General features: G+C 31.6%; 20 protein-coding genes. 2 read left to right on the plus strand and 18 right to left on the minus strand.

The genetic code is table 11. The annotated features are described in order from the left end of the window. The first annotated feature begins 875 nt into the window (after nucleotides 1-875). Both ACSVDA_RS14175 and ACSVDA_RS14180 read left to right on the plus strand, forming a co-directional pair. On the plus strand, nucleotides 876-1193 hold the full coding sequence (locus tag ACSVDA_RS14175; RefSeq protein WP_485884088.1) for a transposase: 318 nt from the start codon (nucleotides 876-878) through the stop codon (nucleotides 1191-1193). Beyond that, a complete protein-coding gene (locus ACSVDA_RS14180) occupies nucleotides 1174-2025 on the plus strand; it encodes an IS3 family transposase (protein ID WP_485884089.1) in 852 nt (283 codons plus the stop codon). The genes ACSVDA_RS14175 and ACSVDA_RS14180 overlap by 20 nt, the downstream gene beginning before the upstream one ends. A 181-nt stretch (nucleotides 2026-2206) precedes the next feature. Here the strand turns inward: ACSVDA_RS14180 and ACSVDA_RS14185 are convergent, their stop codons facing one another. The 18 genes from ACSVDA_RS14185 to ACSVDA_RS14270 form a co-directional block, all read right to left on the minus strand. Then, nucleotides 2207-2344: a hypothetical protein gene (locus ACSVDA_RS14185; protein WP_485884090.1), complete on the minus strand. Its 138-nt coding sequence runs from the start codon at nucleotides 2342-2344 to the stop codon at nucleotides 2207-2209. A gap of 155 nt (nucleotides 2345-2499) precedes the next feature. Further along, nucleotides 2500-2730 (minus strand): hypothetical protein, encoded by a 231-nt coding sequence (locus ACSVDA_RS14190; RefSeq protein WP_485884091.1) that lies wholly within the window; start codon nucleotides 2728-2730, stop codon nucleotides 2500-2502. Between the two features lie 11 nt (nucleotides 2731-2741). Next, nucleotides 2742-2954 carry a hypothetical protein gene (locus ACSVDA_RS14195; RefSeq protein ID WP_485884092.1) on the minus strand — a complete coding sequence of 71 codons (213 nt, stop codon included), beginning with the start codon at nucleotides 2952-2954 and terminating at the stop codon, nucleotides 2742-2744. 389 nt (nucleotides 2955-3343) lie between these two features. Further along, nucleotides 3344-3574 (minus strand): polysaccharide deacetylase family protein, encoded by a 231-nt coding sequence (locus tag ACSVDA_RS14200; protein ID WP_485884093.1) that lies wholly within the window; start codon nucleotides 3572-3574, stop codon nucleotides 3344-3346. Nucleotides 3575-4682: 1108 nt separating this feature from the next. Next, nucleotides 4683-5342 (minus strand): polysaccharide deacetylase family protein, encoded by a 660-nt coding sequence (locus ACSVDA_RS14205; RefSeq protein ID WP_485884094.1) that lies wholly within the window; start codon nucleotides 5340-5342, stop codon nucleotides 4683-4685. A gap of 68 nt (nucleotides 5343-5410) precedes the next feature. Beyond that, entirely contained in the window at nucleotides 5411-5614 is a 204-nt protein-coding gene (locus ACSVDA_RS14210; protein ID WP_485884095.1) for a hypothetical protein, read from the minus strand. A 39-nt stretch (nucleotides 5615-5653) separates the two neighbouring features. Then, complete coding sequence (locus ACSVDA_RS14215) at nucleotides 5654-5941, minus strand: hypothetical protein (protein ID WP_485884096.1); 288 nt, start codon at nucleotides 5939-5941, stop codon at nucleotides 5654-5656. Between the two features lie 53 nt (nucleotides 5942-5994). After that, nucleotides 5995-6336 (minus strand): sigma factor, encoded by a 342-nt coding sequence (locus ACSVDA_RS14220; RefSeq protein ID WP_485884097.1) that lies wholly within the window; start codon nucleotides 6334-6336, stop codon nucleotides 5995-5997. A gap of 335 nt (nucleotides 6337-6671) precedes the next feature. Continuing rightward, the gene (locus ACSVDA_RS14225) at nucleotides 6672-7043 is read right to left on the minus strand and encodes an ABC-2 transporter permease (protein ID WP_485884098.1); all 372 of its coding nucleotides are present in this window, start codon (nucleotides 7041-7043) and stop codon (nucleotides 6672-6674) included. A 14-nt stretch (nucleotides 7044-7057) separates the two neighbouring features. Continuing rightward, nucleotides 7058-7282 carry a hypothetical protein gene (locus ACSVDA_RS14230; RefSeq protein WP_485884099.1) on the minus strand — a complete coding sequence of 75 codons (225 nt, stop codon included), beginning with the start codon at nucleotides 7280-7282 and terminating at the stop codon, nucleotides 7058-7060. A 113-nt stretch (nucleotides 7283-7395) separates the two neighbouring features. Continuing rightward, complete coding sequence (locus ACSVDA_RS14235) at nucleotides 7396-9561, minus strand: hypothetical protein (RefSeq protein ID WP_485884100.1); 2166 nt, start codon at nucleotides 9559-9561, stop codon at nucleotides 7396-7398. Continuing rightward, complete coding sequence (locus ACSVDA_RS14240) at nucleotides 9558-9752, minus strand: hypothetical protein (RefSeq protein WP_485884101.1); 195 nt, start codon at nucleotides 9750-9752, stop codon at nucleotides 9558-9560. The genes ACSVDA_RS14235 and ACSVDA_RS14240 overlap by 4 nt, the downstream gene beginning before the upstream one ends. Nucleotides 9753-10991: 1239 nt before the next feature. Beyond that, on the minus strand, nucleotides 10992-11432 hold the full coding sequence (locus tag ACSVDA_RS14245; protein ID WP_485884102.1) for a hypothetical protein: 441 nt from the start codon (nucleotides 11430-11432) through the stop codon (nucleotides 10992-10994). A 96-nt stretch (nucleotides 11433-11528) separates the two neighbouring features. Next, nucleotides 11529-12224: a Crp/Fnr family transcriptional regulator gene (locus tag ACSVDA_RS14250; RefSeq protein ID WP_485884103.1), complete on the minus strand. Its 696-nt coding sequence runs from the start codon at nucleotides 12222-12224 to the stop codon at nucleotides 11529-11531. An 836-nt stretch (nucleotides 12225-13060) separates the two neighbouring features. Further along, nucleotides 13061-13273, minus strand: coding sequence for a hypothetical protein (locus tag ACSVDA_RS14255; RefSeq protein WP_485884104.1), 213 nt, complete (start codon nucleotides 13271-13273; stop codon nucleotides 13061-13063). A gap of 437 nt (nucleotides 13274-13710) precedes the next feature. Then, nucleotides 13711-15060, minus strand: coding sequence for an SCP2 sterol-binding domain-containing protein (locus ACSVDA_RS14260; protein ID WP_485884105.1), 1350 nt, complete (start codon nucleotides 15058-15060; stop codon nucleotides 13711-13713). A gap of 94 nt (nucleotides 15061-15154) precedes the next feature. Continuing rightward, a complete protein-coding gene (locus ACSVDA_RS14265) occupies nucleotides 15155-15739 on the minus strand; it encodes a TetR/AcrR family transcriptional regulator (RefSeq protein ID WP_485884106.1) in 585 nt (194 codons plus the stop codon). Nucleotides 15740-15969: 230 nt separating this feature from the next. Next, nucleotides 15970-16131, minus strand: coding sequence for a hypothetical protein (locus ACSVDA_RS14270; protein WP_485884107.1), 162 nt, complete (start codon nucleotides 16129-16131; stop codon nucleotides 15970-15972). Nucleotides 16132-16191: the final 60 nt, after the last annotated feature.

Here is a 16191-nt window from a genome sequence, read left to right on the forward strand (position 1 = left end):
TAATTTAAAGGATTATCTTTTAATTTCAAATGACATATGTCATGTATATCTATGAATTTTTTTCAGTAATCATTGGATTTTAATCCAATTACTTTATAGGCTAGAGTATGACTGTTTTACGATGGTAAATATTTGAGTGATGAAAAATCACATTCAGTTACGGGTCTTTTTGCACATTTTCTGAAAAAGGGGAATTAGGGGTAAAGGGAGCTAAGCTACGATATACCGCAATGTAGATTTTGATAAAGTAAAATGAAAAAGTTCAAATTTTTCATTTGTATATAATTAGAAATAATCAGCTCGCTATCACTTCTGTTGCATAGAAAGAATTGACCACTTCATTTATCCATATCATTATAATATCAAGTTCAAAAAAGAGGTGGTAATTTTGATGACGGCTGTGATTGATGTGAAAACACATAGCGTAACTTACTTCGTTACCAATCGGAATGGCTTCTAGATTTTGATTTTTAAAGTCTATCTTCTCGCCAGATAGAAAACTTGCTTAGGTGACTTATGGAGATAGTGGTACTTGATCTATCATTGATGTAAAAGCACATAATTTAATATTTATACACGCTGGTAACTCACCCGTTGTGGTTAAAACGAGTTCTATCACATAGTTAGAAGATTCGATGGTGAACAAAAAGTTAAATGAGTATATGGATGTAAAGAAGAATGAACAGTGCTAAGTAAAGAATTAGAATAAGAATTAATCAAGTTTTACAAATAAAAATAAGCTCCGCTTATCATAAAGTGTACCCTTTGTAAAGGACAGTTTTAAAAAAAGCCTAGGCTACATTGTTATGATCCCCTTATAGTAGACACATACATTAAAGCGCAGTATGCTTGTCTACCATAAGGGGGATTTTTTTATGGAGAAAGATAGAAAAACTTATGATATTAACTTTAAGAAAAAAGTTGTAGAACAGTACCAAATCAAAAAGAGCTATTCTGCAGTTGCTAGGGAATTTAACATACATCGTAAAAATGTACAACGCTGGGTCAATCATTACAATAATGAAGGAACAAGAGGACTACGGGAATGGCGAGGAAGAAAAAAAGAGTTTAGTAAAGTCACTCATATTCGCAACGAACATCCAAAACAGAAAATAAAACGATTAGAAGCAGAGAATGAATTTCTAAAAAAGCTCTTATCGATGAAAAGGGGGAATGAACACATCACCGAATAATAAATATCAGATCATTTATGATTTAGCTCAAATGAATTATTCAATTCATCTTTTATGCTTTGTGGCGGAAGTATCTAGAAGTGGTTATTACAAGTGGTTAGAACGTGAGACATTTCCTTCGGAAAAGCAAAGAGAGGATAAAGAAATTAAGAAAAAAATAATGGAGTGTCACCGTAAGTATAAAGGTATATATGGTTATAGAAGGATTCAAGTTTGGTTAAAAGTTACATATGAAATTCATATAAACCATAAACGAGTCCAACGATTAATGAAGGATCTTGGTATTAAATCTGTCATTAGGAAGAAACGACCTTATTATGGAAGGAAAGAAGCTTATCTGATTTCAAACAATTATCTAAATAGAGAATTTCATGCTTCTAAACCAAATGAAAAGTGGGTAACTGACATTACCTACTTAATTTTCAATGGCCAGAAATTATATTTGTCTGCCATTATGGATCTCTACAACAACGAAGTTGTGTCATACCAGATAAGTAAAAAGAATGATTATAAACTGGTTATGGATACTCTTCATAAAGCAGTAAAAAAACGGAATGTACAAGGTACTCTTCTTCATAGTGATCAAGGGTACCAATATACATCCCATAATTATAACCAACTACTTAAGAAATACAATATGAAAGTAAGTATGTCTAGAAAAGGTAATTGCTGGGATAATGCAAGTATGGAGAGTTTTTTTAGTCACTTAAAAACTGAATGTTTTAATCTCTTTACTTATAAAAAACCTAAAGAAGTGAAAGAGGCAATAAAACACTATATTTATTTTTATAATCATGAAAGATTTCAAAAGAAACTCAATAAGTCCAGTTGAATATAAAACACTGATTGCATTTATTGCAAACTCATGTAATTGAACAGACTCCTCTTCTTTCAGTAGATGTAATACAAAATGATAGATTGACATATTCTCAGTTTCATAAGCTTGTTCTAATAATAAGCCTTCTAAGTCTTCTTTAGAAATGTCCACTGCCAAAGATTTTGCTTTTGTGAATTCACCCTGTAATATGATGGACTTCAATTGTTCTTTTATCATTTTTTCCCACCCAACCGTTTGATATTTTTAGTGCGCCATCACGCAGCTTATTGTATGTAACTACTATTGTTTCATCCCAAATCTTTAATGTCTTCATAGTTTGTGTTCTTCTAAAAGTTTGTATGATTTTAGCTTCAAAAACAGTCTGTTACTTGATCTCCATTTTTAAATAAGGCTATGATAAGTGGTTATAAGTTGATGTAAATAATGGGGGAACCCCATTATACAAGGAATTCCCCCATTTCTTTAATATTATCTATAGATGATTTGTATTTTAGCAATTATTTTTAATAAGCTAGAATAAAAATTTTCCTCTAATTCAGTAAAACGAATTTCTTCTAGATCATTTAATACCGACTGTTGTAATTCAAATAGTTCTTCTGGAAAAATTGCAGTTGCTAATCTTCTTTGAAATTCGATTAGATCGTATTCTTTACTTTTGAATTTTTCACACAGTTGAATAAGTTTGGTTTTGTATTCCATATTATTAGAACCTACCTTGTAATTACAGTAACTACAGCACCATCTTTATTAGTTATTACTTGCAAACTCTCAGATGTATAAGACAGATTCCCATTCTTTTGATGAACAGGTTGGGTATTTCGGATAACGTCTTCTAAATAAGAAGGAGATACACTTCTCCCGTAGTCCCCACCTGTTTGGTTTATTTGGGCACCTGATTTATATCGCTTTCCACTCGGCTGCATTCTATATATGGGATATCAATACCCCAATATTGGGTTTGTCCTTCCTCTACAGCTCTCGGTTTCCCAAATCCGAAACCAGCATTCCATATACAATGCTATCTGTCCACTCGCCCTTACTCCAGAAATCTGCCCCAAATATAAATAAGGCACTAATCTTTATTTCAGATTAGCGCCATTGAAAATCGATCTTGTCGGCAATACTGTTCACCTCCTACTTGTAGAAACATGTTTGAGGCTGGTTGAAGCATTACCCTCGTATAACAAAGCAAAGCTATGACACTACAAGATAGACAGGGGCTAGGAGGAGATGTAAAACAGTATGAATCCAGAGATTGGCCTGGATTCATAAAAGGTTAGTGGGATTGAAAAAACACTTATATGACATTTTCTTATCTTAATGACTTAATTTTCCTAATAATATCATCACCAGAAAGATTATCATTTATATTGATTCGTTTTATTCTTAAAGGGTTATGCCCTTCGGAATTTAATCCTTCTTCCGTAGTAAAAGCCATTTGGTGGATATTACCTACTGTTTTCTCTCCCGCCAAATTATAAGCACCATACGGATATGCAAATGCTATTAATAGCGATAGGTAAGGTTTTGATGCTATCTCCACCTTTTCCCCCGCTTCACACCATACGTGAAAGTTTCCCTTCATACGGCGTTCCATCTGATTATAATTCTATTTTAGTTGTTAAACTCAGTTTGTTTAATTTTCTCAATTTGTACATCATTAAATTATGATATTTTCATATTGTTCTTAATGATTTGGGACTAGGATATGATCAAGTTGATGAAAGACTACTAGTTAATTCATCAGTCCTACTTAGACATTGAGGGTTTATCACAGGCAGTGATTGTTTTCTAGGTCCTCCACGCTCCGTTAGTTTAAAAAAATTACTGATTCTGTTAATTAATGAAATTGAATCGAGTACCAATCTTGAATGCTAACTAACTACTTTCTTAATGAAATCGTTATTGCCAGTTGAAGATTATCTCTATTAATATTAAGTTGATAGAGTAGTAAAATAGTATACACTCTAAGACAGATGGAAGAATTTAAAGATATAACTGTATATAGTTGGGTAAAGGACTTCATCTACTGATACTCAACAAGATTGTTTGCCGATAGAATATTATTATTATTAATCAGACTAGTGGCCTTCTCTCATCTATATTTCTATAGTTTCAACAATACTATGCCACCACTTTCACGATTGCCAATCTATGTTATAGACACACCTTTTCCATAGAACCGCTTCACAGGAGCCAAATCCTCCACGTCAACCGCTTCCCACGTTCCATTGTCTCTATCTATACATACACCTTTAGGTGCCTTCTTTACACCTGTCTGCTTGAATACCCCTTTTTGGTATTAAGGATTTTCATAACAAAAAATCTTACTAATCCTCACAGACCCTGCTATTACAGTATGGTTATTCCTAACCATTTTGGCTCTAGATGCGTACCTTCGAAGGTTCGTCAGTTTCATTTGAATCATTCTCACCATAGATGTTTTTATAGACGCCCGGCATATCATACTTCCATTACTTTTCAGCATTGGGATGTACTTCTGCCGACTTCACCTAGCTTCATACATTAATTCATTTGGCTTAGTTAATGCATGTAGGAGTCTCAGCGATTATGCTTCAGGGCGGTTAACTCCTTCATTTCATAATTCGAAACAATAGTTAGTTAAAAATATATAACCGACCTTTTCACTTTCAAGAAAAGCTTATAGGCCAACGTGTCACACCTTTGTTGCCAATGTTAGATTCGATAGTAGCTTTTGCCTTTTTTAGATCCGTCATTATGTTATTTTTCAATTGACTTTCACTCATTTTCTTCCCATCTTTAGTATATGGATACACTAATGCTTCTTTTCCTGCCTCGTTATTAAGTCTCCAATGTAAATCATAAGTATGACTTTGTATCTCTACTAACCCTTCATCATACATTTCTTTCATTTGACCCCAATCCATCATAGGAAGGTCAAACCTTTCTCCAGATTCAACATCGCTTCCTATCGGGAACACTGTGGCGTTAATATTATACTTTTTTATGATGGGATAAGCTTCGGTATAGACACTTTCATAACCGTCGTCAATTGTTATCATTATTGGATTCTTTGGCAAACCAGCATTACCATTTACATAGTTAACAAATTGCTCCAATGTGATTGTTGAGTAGCCTTCTTCTTTCAGCTTCTTGATTTGTTCCTCAAATCTATCTGGAGTGGTGTTAATGGAATTAAATTTCCCTTCAACATCGAATGTATGATACATTAAAACAGGTACTTCTATCTTTTCTGCTCCTCTTATTTCAGAGGAGATTAAGACTATCGAAATGATAAATACAAATATAATCCAAAATTTATACCTCAAACTTACTGCACCTCATTGCTTACTGTATATTAGTTGATTGGTGGTAGTCCTAAACTTATTCTTAGATACTAATTAATTCGACTCTTATCCTTATTTAAATCAACTACGTCAAATATTTGAGAAACATCTTTACTTAATGGTTCCTCATCATCAAACTTACTTATTAGAAACTCATATACTTCTTCAACAAATGCTGCAGCTTCCTCTGATTGGGAGAATTCAATAATAATTTGTTCAATTTGTTTTGCATTGATTTCAGCATCTTTATCCAAACTTTGAATAATTGTAACTACAGTGATTTGATCATTATCTTAATTCAATGTTATGTTAGAAACTTCAAGCTCTGATTTTTCCTCAAATCCTTCATTTAGGTATCCTACAATATAATGATAGAAAAGATTTTTCATTGCTAGAGTCTTAGCATCAACAATGTTAACTAATATTTGACCATTCGTTTGTAACATATTGTTAAACAATTCAGTGATCTCTTTATCACTGCGGGTTTCATTGGTAGATACTACTACTAACGTAACCTCATTAATGTTAACTCTATCTAAGTAATGGATAGAATACGGAACTACATTATAATTTTCTTCCATTTCCTTAAGTACAAGATCAATTTCTTCTTTTGTTTGATTTTCTATTTTATTAATTACCTCAAATTGAAGTACTGAGGTACATTTTTATCCTCATCGTTAATTATTTCTTCAGTAATACAATGATCTAAATGAATGACCTTTTTACGCTGCCTAAGCAAATCTATAGAACAAGTTATCGTAATTCTCATCAACCATGTTTTAAAATATTTTGGGTCTTTTAAAGTTTTTATAGACTTAAATGAGTGAAAGGCAGTTTCCTGAACAACATCTAAAGCGTCCTCTTCCTTTTTTACATAAATAAAAGCCGTTTGATAGATTTCTTTTTTGTAAAGTTGAAATAGTTTTAAGTAAGCATTCTCATCTCCTTTTTGAGCCTGTTCGACTAACTTAATCAATTTCTTACACCTCCTCCTATATCACATACAAACATTAGACGGACACCTTCAAAATTTAGCTTCATTTTTTTCAAGTTAATTTTTAGTAATCTATTTTATATGCTTCTTATATATTATTTGTCTGGGTGTACATCTTATTAGAGAAATATGTCTAAAATATCAAAAGATCTTTAGATAAAACAACAAAGTTCCAGCTTTTCATTTCTGAAAAACTGGAACTACTTATGGATTATCTTTTTACTTGAAATGACATATGTCATGTTATGTATTTTTTGTAGTAATCATAGAAATTTAATCCAATGATTCGAGAATAAGACAGTATTATCATGCTAATATTAGAGTGATGGAATTACTTCAACTAATATAACTACTAGGGTCACTGCAGAGATAAGCAATAAATTAAAAATATTTGTTATAGAACTTTCTCCACCATAGACAACTGTATAATACCTTTCTGATGCATATGTTGCTGGCAAGTAGGAACCAATCGTTTGATAAAAACTAGACAACATCGCTTTCGGGACGATTACTCCTGAAGTTACTAATTGTAACGAAAGAAAAAGAATATTAAAGAACATACCAGCAGAACCGAATATAACTACAAACATTTGAGTTAAGCTTAAGAAGGAGAAATACACTAATAATTGTAATACCCCTGTCTCAATTAGCGCAGTGTCCAATTCAATATTGAAAATGCGTAAGAACAATAAGGTGAATCTTGTTAAAATAATCGCTGTTCCACATTAATAACTTGTACTGCTGAAAAGATTGACCATTTACTAAAGTCTTTTTTTAACTTTGATGAAACAGTATATACATTAATGCTCATAATCATAGAACCGATAAAAGAGGAAAGAACGAACATTAACGAGACCATAGTAACCTCAAATCCATCTACATTATTCGATTTTTCTACAGTCGACTGCACCGACCGAATGTTTAACAATATAACTAAACAAAAAAAGTCAACTAACTCATTAAAATATCATGAATTAGTTGACTTTGGGAGACTATAGAAACTTCACTATCATTACACTAATACAAGGAAAGTGTACTTACTTAAGATAATCTTTCTTTCATATCCTCTGCTTCTTGGGTGATATCTTGTAAGTTAGTTAAGATTTCTAGCGTAGCTGATTTAATTATTTGACCTTCAAATAACTCTTCTAATCTTTCCTTTGCAGATGTTGCTGATTCCAGAGTCGTATTTAAACTTTCTAGATAAGTAGACGATTTAGCATTATAATTAATTACCATCTCTAATTGTCTTGATGCACTTCTCGCTTCAGCTATCGCAATCATTTTAGTCAAATCATTTAAAGTTTTATGATTATCAACAGTAAAATATTCTGCTAATGAATCTTGTGCTTTTTTCGCTACTTCTAGTCTTGTTTCTAATAAAGCTTGAGATGTCGATTGATATTCACCAATAAATACTTGCGTAACTCGTGTATCCCTTAAATGAATCTGAAGTGCTTCAGTTAATGCGGATTTTTCAAAACTCGCACGCACACCTTTAAGGTATTTTTCTTTTGACTCAATGTCTAGGATTGCTTCCGCAAAATTAAGTTTATTTTGTTCAGAAAGATAGAAGGTCGCATTCGTTAACTCTAATAAAGCTTCTTCTGCTGTAACAAGGTTAGGTGCTACTCTACCTTCACTTGTATTGTAATACGTAAATAAGTTAGCTCTTAATGCCTTATAAAATTGACTTGCTTTAAAATTAAAATCACCTATTGTCGTTTCTGGTGTTTGATCTGTTGGGATATTATCATTTTCTGTTGGATCAGTTTCAATTGGCTCAGTACCTGGGTCTGGTTGATTTGATCCTGTTGGATCAGTTTCATCTGGCTCAGTACCTGGGTCTGGTTGATTTGATCCTGTTGGATCAGTTTCATCCGGCTCAGTACCTGAGTCTGGTTGATTTGGTTCTGTTGGATTAGTTTCACCTGGCTCAGTACCTGGATCTGGTTGATTTGGTTCTGTTGGATTAGTTTCATCTGGCTCAGTACCTGGGTCTGGTTGATTTGGTTCTGTTGGATTAGTTTCATCTGGCTCAGTACCTGGGTCTGGTTCACTTCCATTTCCAAGTAACTGCTGTGCTACACTTATTGCATTAGTTAAGTTATCCAACAATATTTGTGTCCCTGGCTTAATGTCATTTCCTTGGAACACTGCTTCCAAGTTTTCTTGAGCGAGTATTGCTTCATCCAGAGTAGTTTTCACAGCTTCTGTATATTGAACAGTAACAGCTGTTTGTTGAAATATAGTTGCTATCTCTAGTTCTCTTAATTTACTATAACCTTCTGCTACAGCAACGATTTTAGTTAAATTATTTTGCAACTCTATGTTTTCTTCAACACTTGTTGTTGCATAGTATGCTGTTAAAGCATCTTTAGCTGTTTTTGTAGCTGCTAATCTTTCATTTAATAACCTCTTATAGACAGATCCTTCAGTATATAAAGCTCCATCAGGAGTATAAGCAACGTTGTAACCATCTCTAAGATCAATCGTTGCCTTTTGCAATCTATTAATTTCAACCTGTGCTATTGCTTCTTTAATTGTTGTTTCTGCTGCAATTAATTTTTGTTGAATTTCTGTATTTAATTCAGAAGCATCACTTTCATTGTGTACTTCATTTAGAAGATTTTCTGCTTCTTCTAGATTCTCTAAAATAGTTAAATCCTTTGCAACTGCTTCTTCTAATTCATCTATTTTATTTTGTAAGTCATCTGACACTACTGGTTGATTTACTACTTCAACTGGAGTCTCTTCAGGTGAAGTAACTGAATCTTCCGCTTCTGTGCCTTCATTATTCGTTTCATATCTGTTTATTAGCACCTTGAATCCTTGGCCTTCTTTGAAAGCGGTAAATACATAAACTTCCCCATCAACTTGTACATTATCGCTAAGCGCTGTTAATACTTCTAAGTTAAAAGATTTTACTAAGTCGTCAGTATCAATATCATAAATATCAATACTATCATAAAAACTTTCAACAAAAATAGTAACCTCACTATAATCATCACTATTAAATGTTACTTCATACGATTGAGGGGTCATTGAATCAATTGAAGTTGCCTCTATGTTTAGGCCTACCTTTTCAGCTTGTACAATTTGTTGTTGCAGAGTCGTATTTATATTTGTTTCCGCCTGTGCTTCTTGAGTGAATGGCAAAGCCATCATGATTCCAGATAAAACTATATATTTTGTTGTTTTCTTCACACTTCATTCTCCTTCCTATTCTCAAAAGCTTGATGTAAAAAATCCGTTAACTGTGAGGGCGGGTTGTTTTCAGTAATGTTATTATCCGGATAATGGTATTCGACAACATTCCCTTTTGAATAAACTACATTCTCATTCTCACATGACTCATCATAAATGATTTTTTTAAAACCGTAGATGACATATGTCATGTTTTATTTAGGTACCGAAATTTACCACAAAAACTGACCTTATACTCTATTTACTGAAGATAATGAAAGAGCAGAAAGTCCTTATTTTAGTCACATAATGATTTATTATCAATTTTCTCCATTCGATGAGGTAACTGCTGTTATGATGCCAAATCCTCGCTTGTAGTAATGTATATTATTTTGATAACAAACCCCTTATATCATTATTTCAATATCCAATACAGCCTATTAGTAATAGGAGTTAGGAACCTTATATATTTTGAAAAATACAAATTTTTTTTGAAAAAAGTTTTATAGTTTTAAAAATTTTTTTGAGGTACCTTTAGATTTCTTCTTACTACAACATTTTTGTAGTTTAAAAATGTGAATGTTTTATAGTTATATTATGAACGTCATCGTTATCTTCCTAAGCATCTCGTTCACATTTCTTCAACAATTTACGACAACCATGTTTTACTATCTAATTTGTGTTTGGATTTTGCCCAAACCAACTATACAACGCAATATGTTTAACAACATCAGGACGACCTTTTGATATATCATAAATTTTTCGCAACACTTTTCCTTACATATTCAAATAAATGATTTTTAGAATGTTCAAAAATAGATAAAACAGGTGATGGATCATTTTCAAGTTTCTTAAAGCAATGTTCCAAGGCTATATTGCACGACATCCCTTACTTGAAAGTCGCTCTTACATGTTGATCTTCATGCTGTGACCAAATGAGCATTTGCTCCAAAAAATAATTAATAATATTACTATTACAAAGTCTATCTTACTCACTTTACTTATAATAATTATTAATCAAACTTATCATGGGTTATATTTCTACCAATAATCACATACTAATTTTACTCCCTTCAAAAACATATAAAACTAAGGCAGCACCCCATATATGGGGTGCTGCCTTAGTTTTATATGAAATTAGCCTATTGTTGATAGGAATGAAAAAAACTGTTTAAATATATATTTATCTTTTTTATCGAAGTAGCCCCATAGTCTTCAAAATTTCTTCTTTTGTATACTGCCTGCTAAAAAAAGCTAAAAAGAAATGAATTAGTAGATGTAATACTTGAAAAAAATAAAAAATGAATATGTAGCTAATTATCGATACATATTATGATAACGATATATAAGAGATCACCATATACATCTTATTTTTAAACCCTACAAAAAGTCAATGGGAGAGATACTGATACTGATCAAATAATCCTGAAGATCAATTCTTTCCTTATTTATTACGACTTGCTTAATAGAAAACTGGCTGCTACCCCCCTCCCTTTGTCCAATTTAGATTCATATGTAAATACAAAATAAACCAATGTAACAAAAAGAGGTATGACTAATACCGAGAAGAATATATTGCTAGTTATAAAATTGACAGTATTAGATACTTCACCATACTCTAAGATATACCTAAAACCCATACCAACGACATTTAAAAAGAAGGTAATGAGAAAAACTGTCAATACTTTTTTTCTTAGCAACCCTACAAAAAACGCTGCTATTGCCACATATGCAATTATAACTACAAATAAAAAAGAATCTAAAGAGCCCTCAGTATTTATCACTCCTCTATTAATTGGAAACATAAAACATCCATTAAATACGATATAAAATATAGTAATGAACCAAAATAACTTTTTTCTTTTTTGAATTAAACTTATTAATTTTTCCATATGTTTCACCCACTTTACTAAATCTTCGTAAAAACCATCTTTCAATTTCCAAGTTAATTTAAGAGGCTATAGCTACAGTTGTTTATAAGTAAAAGGTTACTCATATAAATCCACAATAACCATTTCCTTCAATTTCATTTCATTTATTACTTTTATCCTGCTTTTTTCTCTCATAAGCAAACCCTGGGCTTCTAATTTTTTGAGTGTACGTAAAAGATGTCGATAACTCGTTCCTAGAAGATGAGCTAATTCATTAAATTTTACAGTATAACTTGATTGAAAATTGCCTATTTCCTCACTTATATGAAATAGGTAACTTGCTAGTCTTTCTTCTAATGAACTATAGACAAAAAGACTTAATAAATCCGTTGTGGATGCAAGTTTATGGGCTAAAATTCCATTTAAATATTTCGAAAATTTAAGATTATCGTTATCATTCAACTGGGCTAAATGAGTGCTTGTTATTTTTAGAACATAAGATTCCATGATTGTTTCATGATAAAAAGAACATCTTGATTGATTAGTTATATATTCTAATTCTCCAAATAAACTAAGTGGGTTAAAAAATTTATAAAGAAACACTTTACCTTCCTGATTTATTAAATAAGTTTTTACTCTCCCCTCTACTAAAAAATATAAATCATTAAGGTTATCTTTAGAATCAATAATTAACTCCCCGTTGCCATACTTACATAATATAAATTTTGAAATAATCTCTTCTGGTAACATATTATGAATAGACCATTGTGAAATAAAGGATTGCTTTAATTTAATGTCATCAATTATTATCAAACTGCTCTCCCCTTTTTTAAATAAAACCATTTTATTTTAGTAATCTTGCTTAAGAATAAGACCGTGTTTGATTAAGTTACTTATCACCTACAAAATGTGGATTTAATATTTAAACTACTACTGAATGAAGGAATATTATAGGAATTGTACCGTGATTGAAGTTCCAAGTCCCTATTTTCACGAAATATAGGTACTTTAATATCCTTGGATTATTTTATGTGATTGAATTGTAGCAGGAAAATTTCATGTCTGTACAAATATACGACAAATGCGTCAACCCCTAATTAATCAAGGAGAATAAAAATGAATCTATTCCAAACTCTTTAGGGTTAACCAACCTGCTCTAGATGATGCTACATAGGTATGATTTGTTATATATTATTATTTTCATATTTTACTGTGTAGTAAAAGCTTCCCACGCCCTTTCCGTTTTAATTCTCTTTTCACTTAAAAGGAAATGCCTTTTGAGATCACATTCTCCAATTTGCCTTAGTTCATCTGGCATTGGTATCTTTCCACTAAAAAAGATTTTCGGTCTTTTTTATAAAAATTTATCCGCAGTGAAATTACCAACAGCTAAGTTACTAATACTTGAATCAACCGATTAAGGTTTACCCCAATTTACGATCATATTAATTATTATTTTAATAATTCTTCATGCTTATCATGAGTTACATATGTTCATACGTTAAAGTCGTCTATCGCTCGCTTATCTTTATAAAGTAAGATTATAAAAAGACTAATTTTACACCCAATTCCAAGCGATAAAACATATACAATAAGTACTATTTTTATGCGATATACCATTTTCTGAAAGGTACCATTTAAAGCTTTTTTTACAATTTTACTCCAGCTATTTTTTGCCGATTGTATAGCCTTTCCATAAAACTGGCAATATAATCAAGTACAATAGACGAAAGAAGAAAAATACTGAGTCCTTCAAATCCGTATAAAAAATAGCTAACTAACCCTATTGGCAATAAGATTAACAATAGGACCAATAATGATGCAAACAAACCAACTTTGAACCCTGCTGATTTATGATACACCTAAATCTCCCCTGATAATAAGATACAAACAGGTTCCCGTTATTGTAAGCCATTGTTTTTACTTTTGCTGATGACATATGTCATATTTTAAAGTGTTTTGCAGAAAATAATCTTGTTTTGGCAGGGGGATGAAAATCTACAAAAGGTGAAAATAAATCTATAATAAATGTACCTTTCAATATTAGATAATTCATCATTGGGCAATTATCATTTATTTCTTAAAATCTTCTAAATATATCATATATCATTATTCTTTTTTCCCTTACCCTATAAAAAACTAGATCCCGTAGTCTTTTCATATCCATCTGAACATAGATTCTTCTATTATATAAACTGAATAACTACTACTCGTTCATTGACCTTATAGTCTAATAGATCTTTTTCCTAAAAAAGACAATTCCTTTTTTGAAAAGGTGAACTAATTAAATTTCTTTTCATTAAGATGGAAAACATTTTTTGAATTGTAGTAATAATTTTTTTTGACCTGACACCTTAAGCTTCCCGAACAACAGTGCTTGAATTAAACTTTTCTCTTGATTAAGAACCTTTACCCACGTCTCACTATCAGCTGTTACTCTGACATCTGGATTTTCTAATAGATCATCCTTTACTTTAATCGTTTTATTTTTTATTTCTACAGAAAAGCAAACCTCTTCATTTCCAATAAATTCAAAATTGTAAGATGCTTGCAAACCCTTCGAACGATTTTTTTGAAATAAATCAGGTAAAAATATTTTGAAAGTTTTAATTGTGGTTGCTCTTAGTCCACTAGAAACTATTTTTATTGATTTATTAGGAAATCTTTTTTTAGCGTACTCTATAGCATCTGAATTTTTAGATATATAAAGAGTTTCCTCTTTTTTCTGTAAGGGCTTAACTACGTCCTTTATGAATCCTTTCCTATCTTCAATATATTGCCCTATTACATTTTCTCCAGCCGGGCAAACTGACATGCAGTAAGCTGCTTTATAATTTGCGCCGGTGGAAAGACTTTGCCACATTGAAGAAGTCTCACCTATCGTAAAATGATTATGATACTCCTCTCGATTTTTACTCGTTACAACATGATCAACCCAATCATTAAATCCTCCAAAGAACTCTCTGTAATTGTGGTTAAAACATGAAGAGAAATTAAAGCTGCCATCTGGTTCTATAGCTCCCACAGGACATGCTGAAACACAAAGTTTACACTCAAAGCAAGGATTAAAGTTTAATTTCTCAGAGTAGTTATTCACATCCTTATTAATTATTACTGTACCTAACAAAATGAAATTTCCATACTTAGGATGTATAACAAGTCGGTTAAAACCGATTTTCCCTAATCCTGCTGCTTCAGCAATTGGTTTATGAGATATAATCCATGGCTTACCTTCTTTGTCAACTTCCATAGGAAATGAAGATGATGTATTCATTGCCCTAATCCCCATTTCCTCAAGCTCAGATGCTATTTTATGCCCCACTTCATTAGTTTTATCAATTGTATGGTGAAATTCAGTATTTGCAATTGATCTTGATGGGGAACGAACAGGCTCCCTATTCACTTTGCAGACAAAACTAATCAAAGTTTTAGCATCGTGTAATAATTCTAAAATTTCACTTTTTTGTTCCAATAAATCGGGTGAGTCTACGGATACAATTCCAACATCGTCAGCCCCACATCTAATTGCTAAATTCTTTAGCCAATCCAAATCAAGGGCCTGATTATTTTCATTTTTATCATTATCCCTCTGTTGATTTGTGTAATAATTTATTACGGTCGGATGATTTTTAAATTTTTCGTTTTTCATTCAGACTTCACTCCTATTCAAAGATAAATTAAAGACCGTTCGGTCTCAAAATGTGTTATAAAAAAACGACATGAAATGCCGTAAACTTAAACTATTATATTAAATGAGAATCAATAATACGATTGGCTACATTTCTCACATAAGATTGATCCTTAAATAACTTACTCATTGCTAATGCCCCTTCTAAAGATGAAAGAATAAAAACTGCATTGAGCTCAGCATCAACCTCAGTTGAAAACTCACCATTTTCCTGGCCTTTTGCTATAATCTCACTTAATAGTTGTATTAAATATTTCATCGAATCCTGAATGTGACTTAGCATATCATCGTTGTCTAAATTGTCCATCTCTATAGAAGCGTTTATTATAGGACAACCACCAGCTAATGGCTCGTTATTTATAAGCTCAATAAAGCCCTCAATAAAAGCAGCTAATTTTTCTTTGCCGTTAGTTTTAATAGATATTTTATCTTCATAATGTTTCTTCAGAATATTAGCTGAAAAAAGAAATGCCTCAATCATTAATGAGTTTTTATCTGAAAAATGTCTGTATATTCCACCCTTTTTCAGTCCAGTCTCAGTCATTATATCGTTAATTGTTGCTGTCATATAACCTTTTTGATTAAACAAATTGGATGACTTTTGAAGAATCATTAGTTTTGTTTTTGTACCTTTTTTCATTTATTTATTAGCACCTTTCTAAATAAAAGACCATTCAGTCTCTTTATTATAGATGTACGCATTCTCCATGTCAATAATATTATTATCTCTTTAAACCTTCTCCACCCTTTTACATTCAAACAGCTGTCGAAACCGTTATTATATGTTAATTAATCCAACATAGAACAATAATAATTAATTGCAAAAAAACACCACACATATAATTAAAAACATGTGTGGTACCAATCATATTAAGCTTTGTTGCTATTTTGTTCTATACTATTAATCAGCATTGTTTTTTGCTCTATGAGACCTAAATTATCTAAAGATTCTACAACTTTTTGTGCTCTTTCAACTAGTACACTAATATTATTTACATCTTTAATACCTAAAAAAACACATCCGATTCCCAATTGTATTTATCAATAGTATCCTATTACATTAATGCACTCCGCGTTTCAGATGCACTTTGT

The organism is Cytobacillus sp. Hm23, assembly GCF_051842895.1.
Lineage (GTDB): Bacteria > Bacillota > Bacilli > Bacillales > SM2101 > Nanhaiella.

Bases quoted from the DNA above. Each gene is read 5' to 3' on its own strand.
- ACSVDA_RS14260 (WP_485884105.1), bottom strand. From the start codon at position 15,060: ATGAAAAACGAAAAATTTAAAAATCATCCGACCGTAATAAATTATTAC.
- ACSVDA_RS14190 (WP_485884091.1), bottom strand. From the start codon at position 2,730: ATGGAATACAAAACCAAACTTATTCAACTGTGTGAAAAATTCAAAAGT.
- ACSVDA_RS14245 (WP_485884102.1), bottom strand. From the start codon at position 11,432: ATGGAAAAATTAATAAGTTTAATTCAAAAAAGAAAAAAGTTATTTTGG.
- ACSVDA_RS14265 (WP_485884106.1), bottom strand. From the start codon at position 15,739: ATGAAAAAAGGTACAAAAACAAAACTAATGATTCTTCAAAAGTCATCC.
- ACSVDA_RS14240 (WP_485884101.1), bottom strand. From the start codon at position 9,752: ATGACATATGTCATCTACGGTTTTAAAAAAATCATTTATGATGAGTCA.
- ACSVDA_RS14215 (WP_485884096.1), bottom strand. From the start codon at position 5,941: ATGGAAGAAAATTATAATGTAGTTCCGTATTCTATCCATTACTTAGAT.
- ACSVDA_RS14185 (WP_485884090.1), bottom strand. From the start codon at position 2,344: ATGAAGACATTAAAGATTTGGGATGAAACAATAGTAGTTACATACAAT.
- ACSVDA_RS14180 (WP_485884089.1), top strand. From the start codon at position 1,174: ATGAACACATCACCGAATAATAAATATCAGATCATTTATGATTTAGCT.
- ACSVDA_RS14175 (WP_485884088.1), top strand. From the start codon at position 876: ATGGAGAAAGATAGAAAAACTTATGATATTAACTTTAAGAAAAAAGTT.
- ACSVDA_RS14195 (WP_485884092.1), bottom strand. From the start codon at position 2,954: ATGCAGCCGAGTGGAAAGCGATATAAATCAGGTGCCCAAATAAACCAA.